20 protein-coding genes and 1 tRNA gene are annotated in these 23,377 nt (G+C 67.9%); 13 read left to right on the forward strand and 8 right to left on the reverse strand.

Annotated features, from left to right (window positions below):
- Window positions 1-6: 6 nt before the first annotated feature.
- Both OXM57_02730 and OXM57_02735 read right to left on the reverse strand, forming a co-directional pair.
- Complete coding sequence (locus tag OXM57_02730) at window positions 7-699, reverse strand: hypothetical protein (GenBank protein MDE0351593.1); 693 nt, start codon at window positions 697-699, stop codon at window positions 7-9.
- A 564-nt stretch (window positions 700-1,263) separates the two neighbouring features.
- Window positions 1,264-2,019: a DM13 domain-containing protein gene (locus OXM57_02735; GenBank protein MDE0351594.1), complete on the reverse strand. Its 756-nt coding sequence runs from the start codon at window positions 2,017-2,019 to the stop codon at window positions 1,264-1,266.
- Window positions 2,020-2,144: 125 nt separating this feature from the next.
- Between OXM57_02735 and OXM57_02740 the strand changes: the two genes are divergently transcribed.
- The 3 genes from OXM57_02740 to OXM57_02750 all read left to right on the forward strand — a co-directional run bounded on the left by OXM57_02740 (window position 2,145) and on the right by OXM57_02750 (window position 5,214).
- Window positions 2,145-2,684, forward strand: coding sequence for an LOG family protein (locus OXM57_02740; protein ID MDE0351595.1), 540 nt, complete (start codon window positions 2,145-2,147; stop codon window positions 2,682-2,684).
- An 85-nt stretch (window positions 2,685-2,769) separates the two neighbouring features.
- On the forward strand, window positions 2,770-3,633 hold the full coding sequence (locus OXM57_02745) for an NUDIX domain-containing protein (GenBank protein ID MDE0351596.1): 864 nt from the start codon (window positions 2,770-2,772) through the stop codon (window positions 3,631-3,633).
- 168 nt (window positions 3,634-3,801) lie between these two features.
- Window positions 3,802-5,214 carry a DUF3179 domain-containing protein gene (locus OXM57_02750; GenBank protein ID MDE0351597.1) on the forward strand — a complete coding sequence of 471 codons (1,413 nt, stop codon included), beginning with the start codon at window positions 3,802-3,804 and terminating at the stop codon, window positions 5,212-5,214.
- Window positions 5,215-5,397: 183 nt separating this feature from the next.
- On the opposite strand, the gene OXM57_02755 is transcribed toward OXM57_02750, so the two are convergent.
- Window positions 5,398-6,531 (reverse strand): sigma-70 family RNA polymerase sigma factor, encoded by a 1,134-nt coding sequence (locus OXM57_02755; protein ID MDE0351598.1) that lies wholly within the window; start codon window positions 6,529-6,531, stop codon window positions 5,398-5,400.
- Between the two features lie 395 nt (window positions 6,532-6,926).
- Between OXM57_02755 and OXM57_02760 the strand changes: the two genes are divergently transcribed.
- Window positions 6,927-8,972, forward strand: a complete 2,046-nt coding sequence (locus OXM57_02760; protein ID MDE0351599.1) for a thioredoxin domain-containing protein — start codon at window positions 6,927-6,929, stop codon at window positions 8,970-8,972.
- On the forward strand, window positions 8,969-9,916 hold the full coding sequence (locus OXM57_02765; GenBank protein ID MDE0351600.1) for a pyridoxal-phosphate dependent enzyme: 948 nt from the start codon (window positions 8,969-8,971) through the stop codon (window positions 9,914-9,916). The genes OXM57_02760 and OXM57_02765 overlap by 4 nt, the downstream gene beginning before the upstream one ends.
- 808 nt (window positions 9,917-10,724) lie before the next feature.
- Here the strand turns inward: OXM57_02765 and OXM57_02770 are convergent.
- Window positions 10,725-11,333 (reverse strand): hypothetical protein, encoded by a 609-nt coding sequence (locus OXM57_02770; GenBank protein MDE0351601.1) that lies wholly within the window; start codon window positions 11,331-11,333, stop codon window positions 10,725-10,727.
- Window positions 11,333-11,698 (reverse strand): hypothetical protein, encoded by a 366-nt coding sequence (locus OXM57_02775; GenBank protein ID MDE0351602.1) that lies wholly within the window; start codon window positions 11,696-11,698, stop codon window positions 11,333-11,335. Before OXM57_02775 ends, OXM57_02770 begins: the two co-directional genes overlap by 1 nt.
- Window positions 11,699-11,981: 283 nt before the next feature.
- On the opposite strand from OXM57_02775, the gene OXM57_02780 reads away from it, so the two are divergent.
- Complete coding sequence (locus tag OXM57_02780; GenBank protein ID MDE0351603.1) at window positions 11,982-12,575, forward strand: hypothetical protein; 594 nt, start codon at window positions 11,982-11,984, stop codon at window positions 12,573-12,575.
- A gap of 127 nt (window positions 12,576-12,702) precedes the next feature.
- Here the strand turns inward: OXM57_02780 and OXM57_02785 are convergent.
- Window positions 12,703-12,797: transfer RNA gene (locus tag OXM57_02785), tRNA-Sec, on the reverse strand.
- A 110-nt stretch (window positions 12,798-12,907) separates the two neighbouring features.
- On the opposite strand from OXM57_02785, the gene OXM57_02790 reads away from it, so the two are divergent.
- The 4 genes from OXM57_02790 to gnd are packed head-to-tail and all read left to right on the forward strand — an operon-like array spanning window position 12,908 to window position 16,234.
- Window positions 12,908-13,216: a hypothetical protein gene (locus tag OXM57_02790; GenBank protein MDE0351604.1), complete on the forward strand. Its 309-nt coding sequence runs from the start codon at window positions 12,908-12,910 to the stop codon at window positions 13,214-13,216.
- Between the two features lie 34 nt (window positions 13,217-13,250).
- Entirely contained in the window at window positions 13,251-14,558 is a 1,308-nt protein-coding gene (gene hflX / locus OXM57_02795) for a GTPase HflX (GenBank protein MDE0351605.1), read from the forward strand.
- A 38-nt stretch (window positions 14,559-14,596) separates the two neighbouring features.
- Window positions 14,597-14,782 carry a hypothetical protein gene (locus OXM57_02800; protein ID MDE0351606.1) on the forward strand — a complete coding sequence of 62 codons (186 nt, stop codon included), beginning with the start codon at window positions 14,597-14,599 and terminating at the stop codon, window positions 14,780-14,782.
- Between the two features lie 27 nt (window positions 14,783-14,809).
- A complete protein-coding gene (gene gnd / locus OXM57_02805) occupies window positions 14,810-16,234 on the forward strand; it encodes a decarboxylating NADP(+)-dependent phosphogluconate dehydrogenase (protein MDE0351607.1) in 1,425 nt (474 codons plus the stop codon).
- 73 nt (window positions 16,235-16,307) lie between these two features.
- Here gnd and OXM57_02810 read toward each other — a convergent pair whose 3' ends face one another.
- On the reverse strand, window positions 16,308-17,327 hold the full coding sequence (locus OXM57_02810; protein ID MDE0351608.1) for a class I mannose-6-phosphate isomerase: 1,020 nt from the start codon (window positions 17,325-17,327) through the stop codon (window positions 16,308-16,310).
- 146 nt (window positions 17,328-17,473) lie between these two features.
- Here OXM57_02810 and OXM57_02815 point away from each other — a divergent pair, with 146 nt between their 5' ends.
- From OXM57_02815 to OXM57_02825, 3 genes are all read left to right on the forward strand, one after another.
- Entirely contained in the window at window positions 17,474-20,023 is a 2,550-nt protein-coding gene (locus OXM57_02815; protein ID MDE0351609.1) for a M1 family metallopeptidase, read from the forward strand.
- A gap of 285 nt (window positions 20,024-20,308) precedes the next feature.
- Window positions 20,309-20,899 carry a disulfide bond formation protein DsbA gene (locus OXM57_02820; GenBank protein ID MDE0351610.1) on the forward strand — a complete coding sequence of 197 codons (591 nt, stop codon included), beginning with the start codon at window positions 20,309-20,311 and terminating at the stop codon, window positions 20,897-20,899.
- A gap of 17 nt (window positions 20,900-20,916) precedes the next feature.
- The gene (locus OXM57_02825; GenBank protein ID MDE0351611.1) at window positions 20,917-21,711 is read left to right on the forward strand and encodes an LLM class F420-dependent oxidoreductase; all 795 of its coding nucleotides are present in this window, start codon (window positions 20,917-20,919) and stop codon (window positions 21,709-21,711) included.
- Window positions 21,712-22,055: 344 nt separating this feature from the next.
- On the opposite strand, the gene OXM57_02830 is transcribed toward OXM57_02825, so the two are convergent.
- Entirely contained in the window at window positions 22,056-23,264 is a 1,209-nt protein-coding gene (locus OXM57_02830; GenBank protein MDE0351612.1) for a thiolase family protein, read from the reverse strand.
- Window positions 23,265-23,377: the final 113 nt, after the last annotated feature.

Below are 23,377 nucleotides of genomic sequence, written 5' to 3' on the forward strand. Positions count from 1 at the left end.
AGGTGTCTATGCCGGACGCCCCGCCTTGAGGAATCTCGAACCGAGCATGATGAACCAGATCACCCACGGGAAGTAGCAGGCGCGTCCGACCGCGATCATGGTCTCGCTCGGGGTGGTATACCCGATGATCAGCGCTGCAATGGAGATGGCGGACACCGCGGCGATCACCAGGGCGGCGGTCCTGTGGAGGCCACGACGTTCCCTGGCCGCCAGGCTCAGGCTGAAGGCCAGCAGGCCCAGCGATACGGCGATACCAGATACCAGCGTGATGCCCAGCCCGGTCCGGTAGATCGGTATGGCCGCTTCGAGAGCCTCCGCTGACGATATCCGGGTCTGGACGAGAAGGTGGTCAAGCCCGGCGGCGAGAATCCATCCGACACCGCCCACGGTTGCGCTCAGCAGACCGAATCTCGTTCCGGCGGCGGCGTAATCAGGCCCCGTGGTCACCCGGCTTACACCGGACAACCCGTACAGCAGGAGGAGCAGGCCGAGTGACACGAAGAGCGCGGACAGATGCGCCAGGAAGGGACTCGACGCCAGGGCGGTGATCCTGCCGGCGGAGTCCATCGAGTCTGCAGGGTCGATGAGCATCCCTCCCGGCTCGACCAGGAAGAAGACGAGGGCCATGGCCGGCCCCACCATGAGCGCCCAGGACTCCAGCCTGTGGATCGCATCGGTTCTCATGGAATCGGTTCTCATGGTTGACCCCTTTCCCCCGAACGCCTGAAGCAGAACTCCATCCCTGCGCCGGATGGTAGCTGCCGCCCGTCGCTCACTCCGGGGTTTCCGGGCAGGAATCCGCCGTTGGAAGGGCATGACACGCGGGCTCTCGGCTTCCGGACCGACCCGCCCACCCCCATCAGCGACCCGGACGACGTTCAACGGTCGCCCGGCGATCGAGGCGGCTCTCCTCCTCAGAACGCGAAAATCGCGGGAACCCGTCGCCGCCCGCCGGGCCCGGCCCCCACCACCACCTGTCCTTGCTCGGAGCGTGGCCGGACATGCCCGGCCGGTGCCGAGGAATCGGCCTTCGCTCCTGGAAGCGCGTATGTCCCTTGGCCGGCAAACCGATCGTCGGTAGCCGCTCGCCGGCGTAGGTGATTAGCGGTAAGCAAGGTACGTCGGGGCTGTGACAGGTTCGACCCACTCCCGTGAGAACGCGAAAAGTCGCGTGACAGCGTCGCCTGGGCCGTCGAGGATCGTCTCCGTAGCCCGTTACTCGGGCCGGCAGGACCCGTCCGGGTTCATGGTCTTCAAGCCCGGTCAGGCCAGCTCTGCGGTCGTGAACACCACGTGGAACGGCACGCAGTAGATCACCAGGGTCAGCTGGTCGGGGATCACATAGTCAGCCGGCACCTCGTAGTTCTGCGAGCCGATGTTCCCCTTGAGGGGTCCTAGGTCCACGTAGCCGGCCTCCTGCAGGTGGTCGCGGCCGGAGAGGCCGTGGACCGGAGTCAGTAGGACGTGGAGTTGGGGACCGTTGGTCACCTCGATGTCCTCCAGCCGGATGATCCTCGACCCGTCCTCGAGCTGATACAGGACGACCTGGCCGGATCCCTTGTGGAAAGAGTCCGCGTCCATCAAGTTCCCGGAGGCCAGGGCTACCGGGCCGGTGGGCTCGGGTGGCAGGGTCGTCGTCGGCTCGGGCGGCACGGTTGTGGACGGCTCGGTTGCGGCCACCTCCGTGGTCGTCGGCGCCTCGCCTTCCGGAGTCGCGGTCGTGGCCGGAGCAGTGGTGCCGGCGGTGACGGACGCCGCGGTCGTCGGCATCTCGGGCATCTCCTCTTCGACGGGCTCGTCTATCGCCGCAGCCTCGAGCATGATCTCCTCCACCTCCTCGGCGGTCATGTCGGACGGGACGACCGCCACGGCGGCGATGGGGAAGGGTTCATCCACGACTTGATCGATGAAGAGCGGCGAGCCGAGCCACCAGGCGAAGCCGATTATCGGTATGGCGACGATCACCGCCGCCACCTGGATGGAACGTCGCTTGTAGAACGGAGTACGGTCGCTTCTCATACCGGCCTTCCTGTGTGCCTTTCTATGGCCTCTCTATACATGACAACACCTGGCCTCCAAGAATTGTTCCAGCGCGCGCGAGCGGCATCCCGGGGGTGCTGTACTCTGGCCTGATGCGAGACAGGATGGTTGCAGTCTACGGCTCCTCGCGGGCTGTCCCCGGTGACGGTGTCTACGAGCAGGGCGTCGAGCTGGGCCGCCGGCTGGTCGAAGCCGGGTTCGGGGTCACCAACGGCGGCTACTCGGGGCTGATGGAGGCCGTGTCGAGGGGCGCGGCGATCGCGGGCGGCCGGGTCGTCGGGGTGACCGCCCCGGTGCTCTTCCCGCACAGACCGGGCGGGAACGGGTTCCTGACCGAGGAGATTCAGGCCGCCGGGCTGCTCGACCGGATCAGGACCATGTCCGAGCTGGCCAGCGCCTACGTCGTGATGCCGGGCAGCATCGGAACCCTCACCGAACTGATGATCGCCTGGAACGACGCCTACCTCGCCGGCGCCCGGGGGGCGGCGCCGATGCCGATCCTCGCATTCGGGGACGCCTGGAGCGAGATCGTCGGTCGGCTGACCGGGGAACTCCGGACCACGGCCGGCCTGGTCACCATGGTGGAGAGCCCTGCGGAGGCGGTGGAGGTACTGCGGCGCCGGCTCGGAGACCGGCCACGATAACTCTCGGCCTGGCAGTGACTGCCGGTGGGGCCGATAAGATGTGGCATACCTCGATGACCCGACCTGCTCCCCGGTACCTGCCCGTATGAGGGATTCTCCTGTCGAACAGGCAGCCGGCGGCGTGGTGTGGCGAGAGGGAGCGGCCGGGATAGAGGTTCTCCTGGTCCACCGGCCCGGATACGACGACTGGACGTTTCCCAAGGGCAAGCTCGAATCCGGCGAGTGTCTGTTGGAGTGCGCCAGGCGTGAGGTCCGAGAGGAGGCCGGAGTGCGCCCGCTGATCGGGCGCTACCTGGGTGACATCTCCTACACCAAGCAGGAGGGCCGGCGGAAGGTGGTCCACTACTGGGCGATGCAAGCCGGTGAGGTCGACTTCGTGCCCTCCTCCGAGGTGGACCGGGTCCGGTGGGTTGACGAAGCATCCCTGGCCGACCATGTGTCGTACCCGACCGAGCGCAGTCTGAGCGAGGGCCTGATGGACGGCTGGCGGGATCCGGCCGACCGCATTCTCCTGGTCCGGCATGCCGATGCCGGCAAGCGAAACCGGGGGCCGCACCCCGACAGTGCCCGTCCTCTGTCGGAACGGGGCCGCGCCGAGGCCGCCGGTCTGATCGGGGCGCTGGAGGGCTTCCCGATCGACGTGGTGCTCACCAGCTATGCGGCGCGCTGCCGCCAGACCGTCACACCCGTCGCCACCGCCCGCAAGCGCGTCCCGCAGCTGGCGATCGAGCTATGGGAGGAATCCGGCCCCGCCGAGGTGAGGGCACTGCTCCGTAATCGACCCGAGGGGACCAGCCTGCTCTGCTCCCATCGCCCGATAGTGGGAACGATCCTGCGAACGCTCGTGGAAGATAAGCAGGCTCTAGTACTAGAGAAGGGATCGACGTGGGTGCTCGACTTCGCGGATGGAGAACTGACCGCCGCCAACTACCTGTTCCCACCCCGCTAGGAGTCGGAACTCGCGAAAAACCGGTGCTCCGCACCGGGCTCCCTCCCCCGCCACCACCCATCCGTTTCGGAGCGTGGCGGGCCGGGTCCGGCCTCCCGCCAGGATGATCTCCTGACCATGTCCGGGCTGTGTCGATTGGCCGGGCGGGGGAATATGCTGAGTCCTCGAATGGGTACGGATCGTTTAGCCGGGTACGTATCGGTACGCTCGCCGATACTTCGCACGAGCCGCATCGCGTGGCTCGGAGTCCTGGTGGCGGGGTCGCTGCTGATAGCGGGGTGCGGGGCCGCCCAGAATGGAGCCGGGGTCCCGGCCGAGCCCTCGGCCACCACTGCCGAACCTGCCGCTATAGAAGGTTCGAGCACCGCTCCGGCGTCCACACAGGCGGCTACCACGACCAGCGCGACGACTGCTCCTTCGACCCCCACAACCACCGTGCCGGAGGGAGAGGAAACGGCGCCGGAGTTAGCGGAGCCGGCGGAGGTGGACCCGGAGGCCGGACCCGACCCGAAGCAGGGTCTGGACCCGGTAGTTGCTCATGCCACGGAGCCGTGGCCCACCGACTGGGCACGCCGCACCGTCGACCTGTCGGAACTGCTGCTCGGGATCGGCATGATCGATCCCCGGGATGCCATCCCGCCCATCGATGACCCGATCTTCGAGTCCCTCGACCATGCCTCGGAATGGCTCGACACCAGGGCGCCGGGGATGCTGGTCTCCATCGGCGGCGACTCCCGCTTCTACGCGCTCAGCATCCTCCACCGTCACGAGATCGTCAATGACCGGATCGGGGGTATCCCTGTAGCGGTCACCTACTGCCCGTTATGCAACACCGCGCTGGCCTTCGACCGCCGGGTGGGCGGCGAGGAGCTTCGCTTCGGGGTGTCGGGGCTCCTCCGCAACTCCGACCTGGTCATGTGGGACGACCGGACCGTCTCGCTGTGGCAGCAGGTGACCGGCGAAGCGATCGTGGGCACCGCGGCGGGAACGGCCCTCACCCTCATCCCCAGCGCCATCGTGTCCTTCGGTGAGTTCGCCGCCGCCTATCCGGACGGGCAATCCCTGTCCCGGGACAACGGTCGCGGCATACCGTACGGGTTCAATCCCTACGAGGGATACTCGAGCCGAGCGGCGCCCTATCCCTTCTTCACCGGCGAGATCGATCCCCGCTACGGAGCCCTGGAACGGGTGGTGGGGGTGACCGTCGGCGGCGCCGCCACGGCCTACCCGTTCCCCCTGCTGGCCGAGGTCGGGGCGGTCAACGACTCCGTGGGAGGGGTTCCGATCACGGTGTTCTGGGGAGGGGACACCGCCGATGCTCTCGACAGCCGGGTGGTGCGCGAGGGGCGGGCGATAGGCACGGGGATCGCCTACCTGCGCCAGGTGGACGGTCGCCCGCTGACGTTCGTCAAGGAAGGCGAGGTGTTCCGGGACCGGGAAACCTCGTCGACATGGACCCTCCTGGGCGAGGCGGTCAGCGGACCGCTGGCCGGGACCAGGCTGGAGATAGCCATCCATCGCAACGAATTCTGGTTCGCGTGGGGCGCCTTCTTCCCGGAGGGGGACCTGTACGAAGGGTGACCGTTACCGGCTACGGCCCGAAGGTCACCCGGATGGTGTCGGTGACGCGCCACTCGACCCGACCTCGATCCGGTACCGCCCCGCCCGGCGTGCCGGGCTCGCTTCGCAACCACTTGGACCCGATCGGCGGCGTGATGGGGGACGGTCACCCCGTCCGGATACCGGCGGACCGGGAGAGTCCGGCTATATGAGGTCCTGCTCGCGGATCCCGAACGAAGGGTGCCGCAGCCGGCAGAGGGCCAGCTTCTCCAGCTGACGGATCCGTTCCCTGGTGAGGTTGAACTCCTCCCCGATCTCCTCCAGCGTCCTCGGAACACCGTCCAGGAAACCGTACCGCAGGGAGAGTATCCGGCCCTCCCGGTAGGGAAGCCGGTCGATCGAGCGGCGCAGGCAGTCGGACACGTCCAACTCCACGGTGACCTGCACCGGATCATCGGCATCCTGGTCCTCGATGAAGTCCCCGAGCTGAGCTCCGTCCTCACCGACCGGCTTCTCGAGCGAGGCGGCATCCGAAACGCTCAGAGCCAACTCCACCTTGTCAAGGGTGACACCGGCCTCCTCGGCGATCTCGGCCGGCTTCGGATCGCGACCCAACTCCGCCTTGAGGCTGGCCTGGGCAGCCCTGACCGCAGCCAGCGTGTCGTGGAGGTGGACGGGGATGCGGACCGTACGGGACTTGTCGGCGATGGCCCGGGTGATGGCCTGGCGGATCCACCAGGTGGCATAGGTGGAGAACTTGAAGCCCTTGCGCCAGTCGAACTTCTCAACTGCCCGGATCAGACCCAGGTTTCCTTCCTGGATCAGATCGAGGAAGTCGATTCCGGAGGTGTTGGCATACCTCCGGGCATTGGCGACCACCAGGCGGAGGTTGGCGGTGAGGAACTCGTCCTTGGCGCGGCGACCTCGGTCCCGCTTGCGCTTGAGCCGGAGCCGATCCTTCTGGAGCTCCTTCCGGTCGCCCTTGAGCCTGCTCCAGGACTTCTCGAGCTTGTGCCGCTCCTCCTCCGGGAGCTTCATCTCCCGGGTCCGGAGGCGGCGCTCCCTGACTCTTAGCCTGTTCTCCCTCTCGTCGAGATCGCCGTCCTCCAGCGCGGCGCCGGCCCTCAGCCCCTCCTCGATCGCCTGGGCCAACTCGACTTCCTTCTCGGCGTTGAGCAGCTCGTACTCGCCTATGGCGGCCAGGTACTGGCTCACGAGGTCGGTAGTGAGCCGACCCTTCTCGTCGGTCAGCTTGTTGGTGTTCCGGTCCCGCTCCCGCTTGGTTGCCGGGCCTGCGGGTGCTACCGGTTTCTGCCGGGTCGGGTTTGCGACAGCCATGCGGTTCCTCCACTCATCGCCCGCCGGCCGTTCCGGCGATTAACTCCTTGCGGTACGCCTGGCCCCGGGGCCAGTCCTTTACCGAGACTACTCAACTCCTACCTGCCGCGTGTTCAGCGTGTGAAACCACCCCCCGCCGGTCCCGCAACATCGAACACGTTCATGCTACGCGCATCGGCGAGTAAACGAGGACGCCGGTTGGTCGGGGGTCCCGCGGCTAACGACTCCCGTCCGACATACTTCACAACGCCTTCCAGGCCGGATTCCTTCCACCTTTTTCGAGCAGCGATGCCTTTCAGCGGTCGGAGCCCGTCGCGGACGGCAGGCTCTGGCACCTACGTAACATGGTGGTGACGACCCCGGGGGATATTCATGCGCCGAAACTGTGACCTGCCATGGCGCTGCTGAGAGACCTCCCCCTCGAGGGGCTGTCCCCCTACCTGATCCAGCACCGGGACAACCCGGTCGACTGGCGCCCATGGGGCGAGGAGGCCTTCGGGGTCGCCAGGGCCACGGACCGCCCGATACTGCTCTCGGTCGGGTACTCGACCTGCCACTGGTGCCACGTGATGGAGCGGGAGTCGTTTCACGACGAGCCGACGGCCGGTTTCATGAACCGCCATTTCGTGTCGGTCAAGGTGGACCGCGAGGAGCGACCAGACGTGGACTCGATCTACATGGACGCGGTTCACACCATGACGGGCCGGGGCGGTTGGCCTATGACCGTGTTCCTGACGCCCGGCGGCCGCCCGTTCTTCGCAGGGACGTACTTCCCCGATGTGGACCGCCACGGCATGCCGAGCTTCCGCCGCGTGCTGGAGGCGATCGACCACGCCTGGCGGAACAGGCGCAACGATGTACAGGAACAGGCGGACCAACTGACCCGGGCGATCGGGCTTGCCCTCCCACCCGCCGATGACCTCCCCGGCCGGGGCCGGGTCAGCGCCGCCTACGAGGCCCTTTCCCGGCAGTTCGACCTGGAACACGGCGGCTTCGGGGGCGCCCCCAAGTTCCCCCAAGCGCCGATCCTTGAGTTCCTGGCCAGGATCAGCGGCATGCCCACGGCCACCAAGGCCAAGGCGATGCTCACCACGACGCTGACCCGGATGGCGCGGGGCGGCATCCGCGACCACTTGGGCGGCGGGTTCGCCCGCTACTCCGTGGATCGGATCTGGCTGGTCCCCCACTTCGAGAAGATGCTCTACGACAACGCCGACCTGGCCCGCCTGTACGTCCGGGCCTGGCAGATCACCGGCAACCCGTCCTACCGGGACGTGGCGGCCGACACCCTGGGGTACATGTTGCGGGACCTCGCCCATCCCGGGGGCGGGTTCTTCGCGGCGGAGGACGCCGACTCCGAGGGTGTCGAGGGCAAGTTCTACGTATTCGACCACGAGGAGTTCCACGAGGTGGTCGGCCCGGATGACGGGCCTGTGGCCGCCGCCTACTTCGGCGTGTCCACGAGCGGCAACTTCGAGGGCGCCAACATCCTCCACGAGGCCGCCACTGTCCAGGAACTGGCCGCCCGGTTCGGCGCCCGGGAAGAGCAAGTGGAGGACGCGATCGGGCGGGCCAAGGAGAGCCTCCTGGCGCTCCGGAGCACCCGGATCCGGCCCGGCTTGGATCACAAGATCATCACCGTGTGGAACGGCTTCGCGCTCCGGGCGCTGGCGGTGGCGGGCGCGGTGCTGGGGACGGAGGAGTACCTGGAGGCGGCGCGGGCGAACGCCCGGTTCGTCCTCGGCGAGATGCGCCGCCCCGACGGGCGCCTGGCGCGGGTCTGGAGCAACGGTCTGGCCCCGATCCCGGGATTCCTGGAAGACCACGCGGCGTACGCCCTCGGGCTGCTGGAGCTCTACCAGGCCACCGGCGAGGTCGAATGGTTCGTGGCCGCCCGGGAGCTGGTCGACCTGCTGGAGGAGCACTTCGGCGGCCCGACCGGGGTGGTGTTCGCCAGCGCCGCCGACGCCTCCCACCTGGTGGTCCGGCCGTCCGACCAGCAGGACAACCCGAGCGCCTCCGGCGCATCGCTGGCGGCGGAGTGCTACCTGCTGCTCGGTCATCTCACCGGGGACCACCGGTATCACGAGGGTTTCGAGCAGATCGTCCGGGCGGGGGACCGGCTCCTCGAAGCGGCCCCTTCCGCGGCCGGTCACCTGCTGGCGGTCCTGGCCGCGTCCCAGATGGGCATACGGGAGGTGGCCGTGACCGGGCCTCGCGCCCTGGAGTGGGCCGGGCGGCTCGCCGGGACCTACCGGCCCGATCTGGTGCTGGCCCCGTCCCCGGGTCCTGGCGAAGAGGTTCCGGTGGTGGCCGGCCGCTACCGGAAGGGTGAGACCCTCGCCTACGTCTGCGAGCGGGGCGTGTGCCGGATGCCGGTCGGGTCCTACGGCGAGCTGGCGGCTCAGGTGGCGAGGCGGGGCTACGATCGACCCTCGTGATACACGAGAACGCCCTCGACGCCATCGGCCGGACGCCCCTGGTCCGGATGGCCCGACTCCATCCACCAGGCAACCTGGTAGCCAAGCTGGACTACCTGAACCCGGCGGGGTCCGTCAAGGAGCGGATCGCGGTCAACATGATCGACCACGCCGAGCGGGACGGGCTGCTGGGTCCGGGAGGGACGATCATCGAGCCCACCTCGGGTAACACCGGGGCCGGCCTGGCCATGGTCGGGGCGGTCCGGGGTTACCGGGTGATATGCACGGTCCCCGACAAGGTCGCGACCGAGAAGATCCGCCTGCTCGAGGCCTACGGAGCGGAGGTCATCGTCACCCCCACGAACCTGCTCCCGGAGGACGAAGACTCCTACTACGGCGTCGCCCGCCGCCTCACCGAGGAGATCGACGGTGCCTTCAGCCCCGACCAGTACTCCAACCCGTCCAACCCGGAGGCCCACTACCTGACGACCGGACCGGAGGTGTGGGAACAGACCGATGGGGAGATCGATGTGTTCGTGGCGGGTGTTGGCACGGGTGGGACGATCTCGGGGACGGGACGGTACCTGCGGGAGCGCAAGCCGTCGGTGGAACTGGTGGGGGCCGATCCGGAAGGATCGATATACACCGCGCCTCGCGAGGAGGACATCCACCAGTACCGGGTGGAGGGCGTCGGGGAGGACTTCTGGCCTGAAACTCTCGACCGGGACATCGTCGACCGCTACATCATGGTCGACGACCAGCAGTCGTTCGACATGGCCAGGCGGGTAGCCGAGTGCGAGGGACTGTTGATCGGCGGCTCCGGGGGGATGGCGGTGCATGCGGCGCTCGAGGTTGCGGCGGAGGACACCGGCCGCCTGGTGGTGGTCCTGCTGCCCGATTCGGGCCGGGGCTACCTGTCGAAGATCTGGAGCGAGGAGTGGCTGGCTGAACACGGCCTCGTGTGAGCGGGCCAGCACTCGCCGACCACCGACGAAAGAAGTCCGGGACCCCATAATGGGGCCCCGGACTACGTTCAATCCAGAATGCTTACCCGTACTTCATCGTGAGATCCTTAACCCCACCTGATGCCGCATGAGGACCGGCATGCGGACGGGAAAGCTCGGTGGTCCGAGTTGGAGTCGCCACCTGACCGGCGGTCACGCCCTTGAGGGCGGCCACCGGTAGCGACCCGTGGCCGCTAGCGCTCGGCCACCTCCAGGGTCCTACAAGAACTGTCTAACAAGTCGGATCACCTCCTTTCTCTGGTAGGCGCCAATATAGCGGCCCGTTGTGCATGAGAGGTGCATGGCGGGCCGGCGGGACCTTCCCGAGGACCCAGCCCGCAGGCGACGACCGGCCACCCTCAGGCTCACAACGTCACACACGGTGCCGTGAACCTGAGGCTCAGAACGTCACATATGACGCCCTCTGCCTCAAGAACCGCCTAGCGCCGCAAGTCGCGAAAATCCGTGCCCCGCACCGGGCCCTCCCCCACCACCACCTGTCCTGTTGGAGCGTGGTCGGCCATGCCCGGCTGGATGCCGGGAATCGGCTGTTCGCTCCATCGAGCTGTCATGTCCCCTCGGGCCGGCCGCTCCGATCGGTCTCTGTCCATCGGCCGGTATTGGTGCTTAGCGGTAGACAATATATATCAGGGGTGTGACGAGTTCGGCCCTCTTCCCCGAGAACGCGAAAATATCCGGAAGGACTTGGAGGGCACCATGATGCTCCGACGACCCGTCAACTTGGCATTGCCCGGATGGGAGACGGCAGTCAGAGGGCGTCCGCCAGGGCGCCCCACAGGTCGGCCAAGGCGGACCCCAACCCTCCCAGCGCCCAGCGCAGGACGAGCGCCACCACGGCGACCCCGGCGGCGGCGAAGATCATCCGGAGCCGGTAGGTGATCGTCTCCTCGCTGTCCTCCAGGTAGGAGGGATTGGCCACCGGCGCCCGCGCCAAGGCACGCCGGCGCCCTAGGGATTGCCTGGCGGCCGAGATCAGCTTCGACTGGGGGGACTCGGGGAAATCGAGAGGTTCCCGATCCGGATGTGTCAGGAGGTTCGGCTCCTCCTGCAACTCCACGATCTCGATGTCGTACAGGGTGTCCTCATCCAGCCCGGCCTCCGGCTCGGGCGGCGGCAACAGCTTCCTGTGCTCGTGGACCCGCCGCAGGGCTTCCTCCAGGAGGGGCATCGGCAGCTTCAGCGTCGTGGACAGATCAACCAACTCATCGCTGTCGGGAATAGCCGAGCCCTGCTCCCAGCCGACCACCACCTCGATCGGCCGGCCGGTCCGGGCGGCGATGTCCACCACGGAGACATCCATCTCCTCGCGGCGCTTCGCGAACAGGCGTGCGAACGCCAGCCCTCCGTCCGGAGACATCAGTGGGTCAGGATCTCGGGGAGGCTATCGGGCTCGGGTCCGGCGGTCACCCGTAGCAGACCGAGGTCCTTGACGTTCCAGCACAGGGTCATGCCACCGGGGACCCGGAGCCGCAGGATCGGCTCCTCGTCGGCGCTGCCGGTGTGAACCTCGCCGAGTGCCATCGCGTCGGTCAGGGGGATAGAAGCGGAATAGGCGCCGTCGCCACTGAGAGCCGTGACGTGGGTGGCGGCTGTCCCCGGCCGGGCCGCCTCGATCAACGGGCGTACGGCCACCACCACGCCCGCGGCGCCCTCTTCCGGAGTTCCAATATCGTGGAGGGTCTCCAGGTCGTAGCCGCGGGGACGATCGACCAAGCCGGTCACCCGCAGAACAGGTCGCCCCGGAGATCTTCGATCAGCCATGTTCCAACGGTAGCGCTACGAGGGTGCCTAACCGCGCCTTGAAACGATGGCGAGAGGCACCCGTCCAACGGCTTGGACCGTGATCGTCCGAAGTCCCGGATGCCCGATCGGGTCAATCCGGGCCCTCACTCCGGCCACCTCGATCGACTCGCCTCCGCCTGGCGGTTCCCCCATAGCGTCGCAGCAACCCCTACAGTGATCAGAGGCGCCCAGCAGCACCGCCTGAACAGCCGGAAGGTAACGGATGACGGAAGGGACAGCGGCAGGCGACCGCCGACGCCCCGACCACAGGCCGGGAAAGGTCGGGGTGTTCGGAACGGTCACCGCAGTTGTGGCCGGCTCCTTACTTGTCGCCGCATGTGGCACCGACCCGCCCCCAGGCCCCGACCGTGCCGCCGCCGAGTCTGCGATCCACGCGGCCGCGGTACGCCAACTCGTGGAGTTCGACAACACATTCGGTCCTGATCATCGATTCACCGAAGTGCTGATAGTGGACCACGTAGAAACCCACGCAGGCGACCCGAGCCGGCAAGGCGAGCCAGGAGAGTCGTTCACCGACGGCCAGCGTTCCGCTATCCGCGCCGCCGTCGAACACCTCGCACCGGTCAGGTTCATCAGCAACCGGAACGACTACATACGACAAGATGTTCTACAGCCCACCATTCCCGGGAGCGCCATAATCACCGTCGAGCCGGTCGGGTTCGACGACAAAGGAGCAACCGTCGGGGTGGAGCTCTGGTGCGGCGGGACCTGCGGTCTGTGGCTCACCTACCGTGTCGCTGAAGAACCCGACGGTTGGGCCATCACCGGCACCGAAGGGCCCTGGGCCATCTCCTAGACCAGCCCGCCGATTGCCCCCTAACCAACCCGTGTTTCCCCGGTAATCCGTCTCGACAGGGTAATTCCGACCAGCCGCCGGACTCTTGGTCCTGACTGGTGAGCACGCCGACGCCTTAGACAACCGATGGCGGAGGCGGACGGGAATCGAACCCGCCGGGGCACTCTCGCACCCCCACTGGTTTTGAAGACCAGGGAGCCCACCAGGCGCTCGTTCGCCTCCACCGCGGAGCATACCCGGCGCCGATGTCGTCGGACCGGTGTGTTCAGGTCTTCCGTGGACGCGGCTACGCTCATGCGACCGGAACACCGGAACACCGGAAACACGAGGGTATGGCTGCTGGCAGAAACGACAAACACGATTCGAACGGTTACCGGATCATGCCGGGATGGCGGGTCGGTCACCTGATGGAGCAGTCGACCACCCGGTCCGGGTTGCTGGTGCCACCGGGGACCGAGTCCACCAGCGACGCTCTGGCACTGGTGGACATCCACACCGGCCGCCGGTTCTGGGCGGTGCCGACGGGGGCCTGGCGCTTCCTGTGGCCCGAGAACAACCGGCTGGCGGTGGCCGTGAGAAACTCCCAGATCATCGCCGAGGAGCAGGACGACCCGCCGACCGGCAAGGACTCCTATCTGTGACCTTTCCCGCCTGCCATCTTCGGGTTAGCAGGGCATGATCGCCGAAGGTCGCCGGGGACGGCGCCTCACCGCCACCGTCACCGACCTCGACGTAGCCCGGCAGAAGGCATACCTCATCAGCGTCGACTTCGACGGGGCCGGCATCGGCGACGCCGATCGGTCGCTCGAGGAACTGGTCCTCCTGACGGATACGGCCGGATCGACCCCGGTGGCGACCGCGCCGGTCCGGCGCCGCTCCCCGCACGCGGCCACCCTGATCGGTCCGGGCCAGGCCGCGGACCTGGCACGAGACGCCCAGGCTCTGGACGTGGACGTCGTGGTGTTCGACAACGACCTGACGCCGGGCCAGCAGCGCAACCTCCAGCAGGTCTTCGAGTGTGACGTGGTCGACCGGGTGGCCGTGATCCTGGACATCTTCGCCCAGCACGCGACCAGCCGGGAGGGCATGCTCCAGGTGGAATCGGCTCTCCTCCGCTACCACCTGCCCCGGCTGCGCGGCAAGGGGACCGAACTGAGCCGGCTCGGTGGAGGCATCGGCACTAGGGGACCCGGTGAGACCAAGCTGGAAACCGACCGGCGGCGGATTAGGCAGCGCATCACCTATGTGGAAAAGCGCCTGAAGGAGGTCCAAACCGTCCGGGAGGCCCAGCGCAAGACACGCACCGGTTCGGCCATCCCCCTGGTCTCGCTGGTCGGATACACCAACGCAGGCAAGTCCACGCTGCTGAATTCCCTCACGGGCGCCGGCGTGCTCACCCAGGACCGCCTGTTCTCCACCCTCGACTCCACCACCCGCCGACTCGAGCTTCCCAACGGGCGCCAGGTCTTGCTATCCGACACGGTGGGGTTCGTCCGCAGGCTGCCCCATCAGCTGGTCGAGGCCTTCCGTTCCACCCTCCAGGAGACGGTCCAGGCCGACCTGCTGCTCCATGTGGTGGACGTCTCCGAACCCGGTGCATCCGACCAGGTCTCTGCGGTAAGGGAGGTGCTCGACTCGATCGGCGCCGGCCACATTCCCGAGCTCCTGGTGCTCAACAAGGCCGACTCCGCGGACCGGGCGAGTATCTCTCGCCTCGAGCAGCTGTATCCGGACGCGGTGCTCGTCTCGGCTGCGGAGGCCACCGGCCTCGAGGAACTGGAGGATCGGATCGCCGGCGTGCTGGCTCGAGGCTTCATGAAGATCGACCTGGTGATTCCCTACACCGAGGGATCCGTCCTTGGGGAGCTTCGCCGCGAGGCCGAAGTCCTGACCGAGGACCATAGGGCGGAGGGCACCCTGATCAGCGTCCGGCTGCCTCCCGAGCGGGCCGGACGCTACCGGCGCTTCGCGGCGGTCGGCTGAGCGACCCGGGACCCGGCGGGCCACAGGGCGCACCTACCATGCCGACGTCGTTCCGCAGCGCGGCGGGCACCGCCTCGGCCCTGGGAACGCAGGCGGGGGCCGAACTTCGTGACACGCTTCGAGATACCCCCGCCGATCACCACCGGATCGGGCGAGAGCAGCCGGTCCGGGCGGGCCAGGAACTCGTTGAGCCGCTCCGTCCGCTCACCGCGCGAAGGCTGTAGATTCGGGCCTGCTACCCGAGGGGACACGTGAGAACCGCTGACATCGGATTGATCGGGCTGGCCGTCATGGGCCAGAACCTGGTGTTGAACATGGCTGACCGCGGGTACACCGTGGCCGTCTACAACCGGACCACCAGTCGAACGACCGAATTCCTCAACGGCCCGGCCGCCGGCGCCGCCGTGATCGGAACCGAGACCATGGAGGAGTTCGTGGCATGCCTCACGAGGCCCCGCCGGGTAATGGTGATGGTCAAGGCCGGACGGGCGGTGGACGCCGTCCTCGAGGGACTGGTCCCGCTGCTCGATGAGGGGGACATCGTCATCGACGGCGGCAACTCCCACTTCGAGGACTCGGCGCGGCGGGTGGAGGAGCTCCGGGATCGGGGTCTGTCCTTCGTGGGTGCCGGCGTGTCGGGGGGTGAGGACGGCGCCCGCAATGGCCCTTCCATCATGCCGGGCGGCGACCAGGCGGCATGGCCTAAGGTGAAGGACGTGCTCCAGTCCATCGCCGCCAAGGTGGCGGACGGAACGCCGTGCTGCGACTGGGTGGGCCCGGACGGCTCGGGCCACTACACCAAGATGGTCCACAACGGCATCGAGTACGGCGACATGCAGGTGATCGCCGAGGCGTACCACCTCATGAGGGTGGTGCTGGGCATGACCTGCGAGCAGATGGCCGCGGTGTTCCGGACCTGGGGGCGGGGTCTGCTCGATTCCTACCTGGTCAACATCACCGCCGACATCCTGGGCCACGTAGACGCGAGCGGTGAGCCGACCCTCGAGCGGATCCTGGACGCCGCCGGCCAGAAGGGGACGGGTAAGTGGGCGGTCATCTCCTCGCTCGACCTCGGTTACCCCTTGACCCTGGTGGCGGAGGCTGTCTACGCCCGGGTGGTGTCCTCCCTGCGGGACCAGCGGTTCGAGGCGGCGGAGTTGGTGGGCTCCGGCGTGAGGCAGGCCGACCGCCTGGGCGCGGACTTCGTCAGCGACATTCACGACGCCCTGTACGCCTCGAAGATCGTTTCCTACGCCCAGGGCTTCATGCTGCTCGGCGCGGCCGCCTCCGAGTACGGCTGGAATCTCGACTACGGACGGATCGCCCAGCTCTGGCGCGAGGGATGCATCATCAAGGCGGCCTTCCTGGACGACATAACCGCCGCCTTCCGGAGGAGACCCGACCTGCCCAACCTCATCCTTGACCGCTTCTTCGCCGAGGCACTCGGCCAGGCGGAGTCGGGGTGGCGGCGGGTGGTGGCGACCGCCGTCCAGGTCGGCCTACCCGTCCCGGCGTACGCCTCGGCCCTGGCGTTCTACGACTCCTACCGGTCGAAGCGGCTTCCGGCCAACCTCATCCAGGCCCAGCGGGACTACTTCGGCGCCCATACCTACGAACGGGTCGACCGCCCACGCGGAGAGTTCTTCCACACCGACTGGAGCCGCCCGGGCGGGTAGCACGCGATGAGACATCCAGGTCCAGTGGCCGGCATCCGCCATCCGGCACCGGACATGAGAAGCGGAAGCGACGCTACCCGGCCGGTACCAGACCGATCTCCAGGAGTGTGGTTCCCTCCCTGGCAATGACCACCGCAGAGAGCGCTCGGGCGGCTGGGATCAGAGCGGTGCCTCCGGCCGGGACTCCGGTGGCGGAAGCGTTCTCGTTCCCGACGGAGACCGAGCCACGGGTGACCATGAGGATCCGAAGCTCCGACTTCCGGACGAGCGCCGCCCCGTCCCCTGCCGCAGGGCGATGCTCCCTGATCCAGTAGTGGGGTGTGGATACCAGCAGGCGACTCCCGCTGCCGTCCACGGGCGGGAGCGCTGGGGCCGGCCCATGCTCGACGACTACCGCCGCGAGGCCGTCCTCGACATGGAGCGGGCGCTCGGGACGCCCGTACTCCTCGGTCCAGTCGTAGAGGCGAAGGGTCGTGTCCGACGGGGTCTGGACCTCGGCAACGGTTACGCCGGCGCCGAGGGCGTGCACCGTCCCGGCCGGAAGATGGTGGAAGTCCCCCCGTTTCACGAGGGTTCTCTGCAGGAGCCCGGCCAAAGCGGGCGTTCCCGCTGCCGCCCGGACGTCATCCAACGTGACTCCGGTACGCAAGCCCTTGAAGATGGCGGCGCCGGGTTCGGCGTCAATCACGTACCAGGACTCGGTCTTGGGGAACCACTCACGGCGCGGGCCGGCGCGCTCCTCGTCGGGATGGACCTGGATCGAGAGGTGTTCGGCGGTGTCGAGCAGCTTGAACAGGAGAGGAAAGTCACCGGCCGCGGTGGGTGAAGCGGAGCCCAAGAGCTCGGGTCCAAACTCCACGATCAGCTGCCGGAGGCTCTTGCCACGATGAGGGCCGTCCGCCACCAGCGTCCGGCCCTTGGCGGCTGCCGACAGGGCATCGTCCGGCAGGTCCGCCACCTCCCAGGACTCCCCGTAGACGGTTCCGGCGGGCAGGTAGTCCGGCAGCTTCTTACCGAGCCCTTCCAGCCGGCGCCCGCCCCACGGCTTGGGGACGAGGATGGGCTCGAGGGCGAGCGGGCCGCTGCCCTTCATGCCCGGCCACCGGACGGCCGGGCGACCGCTCCGCCGGGCACGGTCACGGTGCGGCGTAACATGGCGGCGATGCCGGGCTGGTACATGCATCGGATCGTATCCCGTTTGGACATCTTCCTCTCCGATTCCCGAGCCATGGAGTCACGATGACCGAACCTTCCTACCGGTTGCCCCGCCAAGTGGTCCCTCGCCATTACCGATTGCGGATGGAACCCGACCTCGATACCGCCACCTTCACCGGGTCCGAGGTGGTGACCCTGGACGTGGTCGAGGCTACCGACCGGGTGGTGCTAAACGCCGCCGAGCTGCAGATCGTCGAAGCCCGGTTCGTCCGCGGCGACGCCAGTGCCCAAGCCGAGGTCGAGTATGACGAGGAACTGCAGCGAGCCGTCCTCCTGGTCTCCGAGCCGCTATCGACCGGACGATGGGAGCTCCGGTGCCGGTTCACCGGGATCCTGAACGATCAGCTCCGGGGCTTCTACCGGTCAACGTTCGACGACGAGGACGGGAACGAGCAGGTAATTGCCACCACCCAGTTCGAGGCCACCGATGCCCGCCGTGCCTTCCCGTGCTGGGACGAGCCGGACTTCAAGGCCTCATTCGGGGTCACCCTGGTGGTGCCGGAGGACCTGATGGCGGTGTCGAACGGCGCCGAGATCGAACGGGTGCCTCTAGATGACGGCCGGGTGGCGGTCACGTTCGCCGACACCATCGTGATGTCGACCTACCTGGTGGCCTTCGTGGTGGGTCCGTTCGAGGCAACCGCGCCGATCGACGTGAACGGGGTGCCGGTCCGTATCGTGGCGCCCAGGGGCAAGTTGCGCCTGACCGGGTACGCGCTGGAGTGCAGCCGGTTCTGCCTCGACTACCTGGCCACCTACTACGGCATCCCTTACCCGGGCGACAAGGTGGACATGGTGGCGATCCCCGACTTCGCGTTCGGCGCCATGGAGAACCTCGGATGCATCACCTACCGGGAATCGGTGCTGCTGGTCGACGAAGAGATCGCCACCTCGGCGGAGAAGATGCGGATCCTGGACGTGATCGGGCACGAACTGGCCCACATGTGGTTCGGGGACCTGGTCACGATGAAGTGGTGGAACGGCATCTGGCTGAACGAGGCCTTCGCCACCTTCATGGAGATGAAGGCCGTCGATGCCTTCCGTCCCGAGTGGAAGCGCTGGCTGGAGTTCGCGGCGGCCGAGCGTCCCTGGGCGTTCAAGACCGACGAACTGGCCGGCACGAGGCCGGTGGAGTTCGAGGTGCGCTCTCCCGCGCAGGCGGAGGGGATGTTCGACGGCATCACCTACGGCAAGGGCTCGGCCGTGCTCAGAATGATGGAGCAGTACCTGGGCGAGGAGCCGTTCCGGGCCGGGGTCGAGAGCTACCTGCGGCGGCACGCCTACGGCAACACCGAGACGAGGGATCTGTGGGAGAGCCTGGATGATTCCTCGGGTCGCCCGGTGGGCGAGATCATGGACACCTGGATCCTCCAGGGCGGCTACCCGCAGCTGACCGTCGGGATCACCGACGGCGGCCTTTCCCTGGAGCAGAGCCGGTTCCTGCTGATCCCCGATCCTGCCGATACCCGCACCTGGAAGGTCCCGGTCCGGTTACGAGGGATGGCGGGCGGAGACCCGTTCGAGACCAGCGTGCTGGTGGAAAGGTCGCGGATCACCGTCCCTCTGGACGGCCCGGTGGATTGGGTGATCGCCAACGCGGGCGGCCACGGGTTCTACCGGTCGCGATACGAGGAGACGTTGCTGGACGCTCTGGTGGACCGGCTCCAACTGCTGGACCCGGTGGAGCGGTTCGTGCTGGTGGACGACGCCTGGACCTTCGTCGAGGCGGGACGATCCGGAGTGTCCGGTTTCGTGAGCCTGGCCTCCGCCTTCAGGGAGGAGCAGGAGCAGGCGGTCTGGGGGGCCTTGCTGGGCGCCATCGCCGCCATCGGGCACCATCTGGTCACCGACGACGCCCGGCCCCGTTACGAGCGGTGGGTGGCCGGCCTCCTCGCCCCCCTGGCCGATCGGCTGGGATGGGCGCCCGCCGCAGGGGAGACCGATCTGGTACGCCGCCTCCGCGGGCGGGTGATCGACGCGCTGGGCCGGATGGCCAACCTTCCCGAGGTCGTCGAGCGGGCCGGGAGCGTCTACGAGCGGCGGCTTGCCAACCCCACCTCGGTGGATCCCGAGGTGGCCGGGGCGGTCATATCGGTCTGCGCCGCGCACGGGGACGCCGAGACCTACGAGAGGTTCCTCGACCGTCACCGGACCGTCCGCAACCCCCAGGAATCCCTCAAGTACCTGCGGGCGCTGGCGTCGTTCGACGCCGAGGATGCGGTGGATCGCACCTTCGAGCTCATCGAGGACCGCACCGTCCGCAACCAGGACACCAGCTGGGTGCTGGCCCGGATGCTCGCCAACCGGGGCACCGGTTCCTATGCCTGGTCGAAGTTCAAGGATCGCTGGGACACCGTCCTCGAGATCGCCCCGCCGATGACCCAGTCCCGCATAGCGGACGGTTTCCCCGCCCTTTCCCATCCCGAGGTGGCCGCCGACGTGGCGGCCTTCCTGGCCGAGAACCCTCTCCCCCATGCCGCCAAGGCCGTGGAGCAGAAGCTGGAGCGCCTCTCGGCCCTGGTGCAGATGAGGGAACGCGAGACGGGAGCGATGGCCGGGGCTCTCCCCGCGTAAGGCGGTTCGATGGATCGAATCATCCGGTTTCCCGGCCGCTAGTGGTCTGTCTGTGGAATGGCGGTGTGGTATGGCGTCGGCATCGGTGTTCATCGCAAGGCCCGCTGACGAAGGCGTACCCGCAGCGGTACGTTGAGGAAGCGGAACGCAGCGACGGGACGCCGATGACCGCCAGAGCGCACCAAGCTGTTCCGCAGACAGATCACTAACGTCCAAGACACACAGGAGAGGAAACAGGTGATGGATATTTCGTTCTGGGTTGACCCGCTCTGACCGTGGTGCTGGGTGACGGCCCGGTGGGTCGTCGACGAGGTTACGCCGCAAAGGGACGTGCGGGTGGTGTGGGAACCCATCAGCCTCATGTTCAAGAACGATCCGGAGCCGGGCTCGGACCGGCACCGGACCACCTCCCGGAGCCACGGCATGTTGCGGGTGATGGAGTCGGTGAGGACGGAACTCGGCAACGAGGGCGTGTTTCAGGCCTACTGGGCGTTCGGCACCCACATCCACAACGACCAGAACCTGTTCGACTTCGACGTGGCCGAGGTATTGGGCGCCGTCGGTATCGACCCCGGCCATGCCGGGGCCTTCGCGGACGCCTCGTGGGACGGGGAGATCCGCCGCCGCATGGATTTCGGGCTCGCGCTGGTGGGCGATGACGTGGGCACCCCGATCATCGCCATGGAGGATGCCCGGGGCGACCGGGTCGGGATGTTCGGCCCCGTGATCACCCGTGTGCCCAGCCGTGATGACTCCTTGCGGCTCTGGGACGGTCTGGTGGCGGTCACCACCGTGCCGGGATTCTGGGAGCTGAAGCGAACCCGCACCGAAGGCCCCGAGTTCGGTGAGCGGCCGGTCGGGATCCCACCCCTCTAGGCAGCCACGGAGGAGATATGAGCTATCCCGTCAGGATCGCGGTGCAGATCCGCCCCCAGCACGGCGACTACCGGGACATCAGGGCGGCCGCCGTCCGGGCCGAGGAGATGGGCGTGGACGCGGTATTCAACTGGGACCACTTCTACCCGCTGTACGGGGATCCGGACGGCAAGCACTTCGAGTGCTGGACCATGCTCGCCTCGTTCGCCGAGGCGACCGAGCGGGTCGAGATCGGCGCCCTGGTCACCTGCTACTCGTACCGCAACGCCCACCTGCTGGCCGACATGGCGCGCACGGTGGACCACATCAGCGACGGTCGCCTCATCCTGGGTCTCGGCGCCGGATGGTTCGAGAAGGATTACACCGAGTACGAGTACCCGTACGGCACCGGCGGCACCCGGCTCCGGGACTTCGAATCCGGTCTGTACCGCATCACCAAGCGCCTCCGGCTCCTCAACCCTCCCCCGGTAAGGGACATCCCCATGCTGATCGGCGGCATGGGCGAGAAGCACACCCTGCGGCTCGCAGGCCTTTACGCCGACATCTGGCACGGGTTCGGCGGTCCGGAGACGCTCACCCGCAAGAACCGGATACTGGACGGCTGGTGCCGCGAGGCCGGACGTGACCCGGCCGAGGTGGAACGCGCCATCGAGGTCGAGGACCCGACGGAAATCGACCGCGCCGACGGGCTTCTGGCGGCCGGGGCCACCCTGATAACGCTGTCGATCAACGGACCCCGCTACGACCTGTCGGCGGTGCCGGACTGGCTCGACTGGCGGGACGCCCGCAACGCCGCCCGACAGGGGGGTTGAACCCGCCGCCGTCCCGCCCCATACTGCCCGGCAGTCACAAACACCACCGGGCTCTTGTCTTACGACGTCGGAGGGACCGGACAGGGATCAATCGGGAGCGGACCCGTGCGGGGATGGCGGAACGCGCTCGGACCGAAGGAGGTGGTGGCTGGGGGCCGGGCCCGCCGGGTGGGGTGTAGTCCGGCGATTTTCGCGTTCTCTTCGACCGGGAAAGGTCACGGCATGTCCGAGGATCCGGTTCGTGGGTTGGCCGGTGTAGTGGCCAAGGGGATTCTGGGTCGCTTCACGTGGCAGGCCGGGCCCGGCCGCAGCCATGCCATCCCCGGCTCTCTCCGTTTGCCCTTCTACACCCGCTCGATCACCAGAGCGATTCCCTGGCCGACCCCGATGCACATCGTGGCCAGGCCGTAGCGTCCCTTACGGCGGGCCAGCTCGTGCACCAGGGTGGTGACGATGCGCGCCCCCGAGCACCCGAGCGGATGGCCCAGGGCTATCGCCCCGCCGTTGACGTTGACCCGGTCCGGATCCAGGCCCAGCTCGTCGCGGCAGGCCACAGCCTGGGCGGCGAAGGCTTCGTTCAGTTCCACCAGGTCGAGGTCGGACACGTTAAGGCCGGCTCGCGCCAGCGCCATGCGGGAGGCCGGAACCGGGCCGATTCCCATCACGTCCGGGGGCACCCCGGCCGCCGCCGACGACACCAGGCGGACCATCGGGGCCAGCCCGGTCCGCTCCAGCCCGGCGGCCGTTGCGAGGATCAGGCCGGCGGCCCCGTCGTTCATCGGGGATGAATTGCCGGCTGTGACCGTGCCTCCCTCGACAAAGACGGGCCGGAGCTTGGCCAGGGCTTCCAGGGAGGTGTCCGGTCTCGGGCCCTCATCATGTTCGATCAGCGCCATAGTGCGCCCCTTGGGCCCGGCAGGCGCCTCGATGGGAATGATCTCGGCCTCGAAACGGCCCGACTCCTGCGCGGCGACCGCCCTCCGGTGGCTGGTCAGGGAGAAGCTGTCCTGCTGGTGGCGGGTGACGCCGTAGGTCGAGGCGACCTTCTCGGCGGTCTCGCCCAGGCTGATCGGCGGGTAGGCGGCCTGCATCCGGCGGTTGACCAGGCGCCATCCCAGCACGGTGTCGACCATCTGCGGCGCTCCCACCCCGTAGGCCCGCTCCGGCTTGGTCACCACGTATGGCGCCCGGCTCATCGACTCGGAGCCCCCTGCCACCGTCACGTCTCCCCATCCCGCCATGAGCGAGTGGGCGGCGGTGATCACCGCCTGCATACCCGAACCGCACAGCCGGTTCACGGTCTGGCCGGGCGTCTCGATACCCAGGCCACCCAGGAGCGCCGCCATCCGGCCCACGTTCCGGTTGTCCTCGCCGGCCTGGTTGGCCGCACCCCAGACCACATCGCCGACCATCTCGGGCGAAAGGCCCGGGTTGCGTTCCAAGAGCGAGCGGATCACGTGAGCAGCCAGGTCGTCGGGCCGGACTGCGGCCAGCTGGCCGCCCAGGCGACCCATCGGGGTGCGGCAGGCGTCGGCTATGAAGACATCAGGCATAATCAGTCCCGTAGGAGGATCGCCTCGCAAGCGGGAGGCGTAGGCCGCTTACGCTAGCCCTGATTATTCCTGTTCCCAGCACACCAGCACGAATCAGGCCACTTCAACCACAT

It is taken from the genome of bacterium, from assembly GCA_028820935.1.
Classification (GTDB): domain Bacteria; phylum Actinomycetota; class Acidimicrobiia; order Spongiisociales; family Spongiisociaceae; genus Spongiisocius.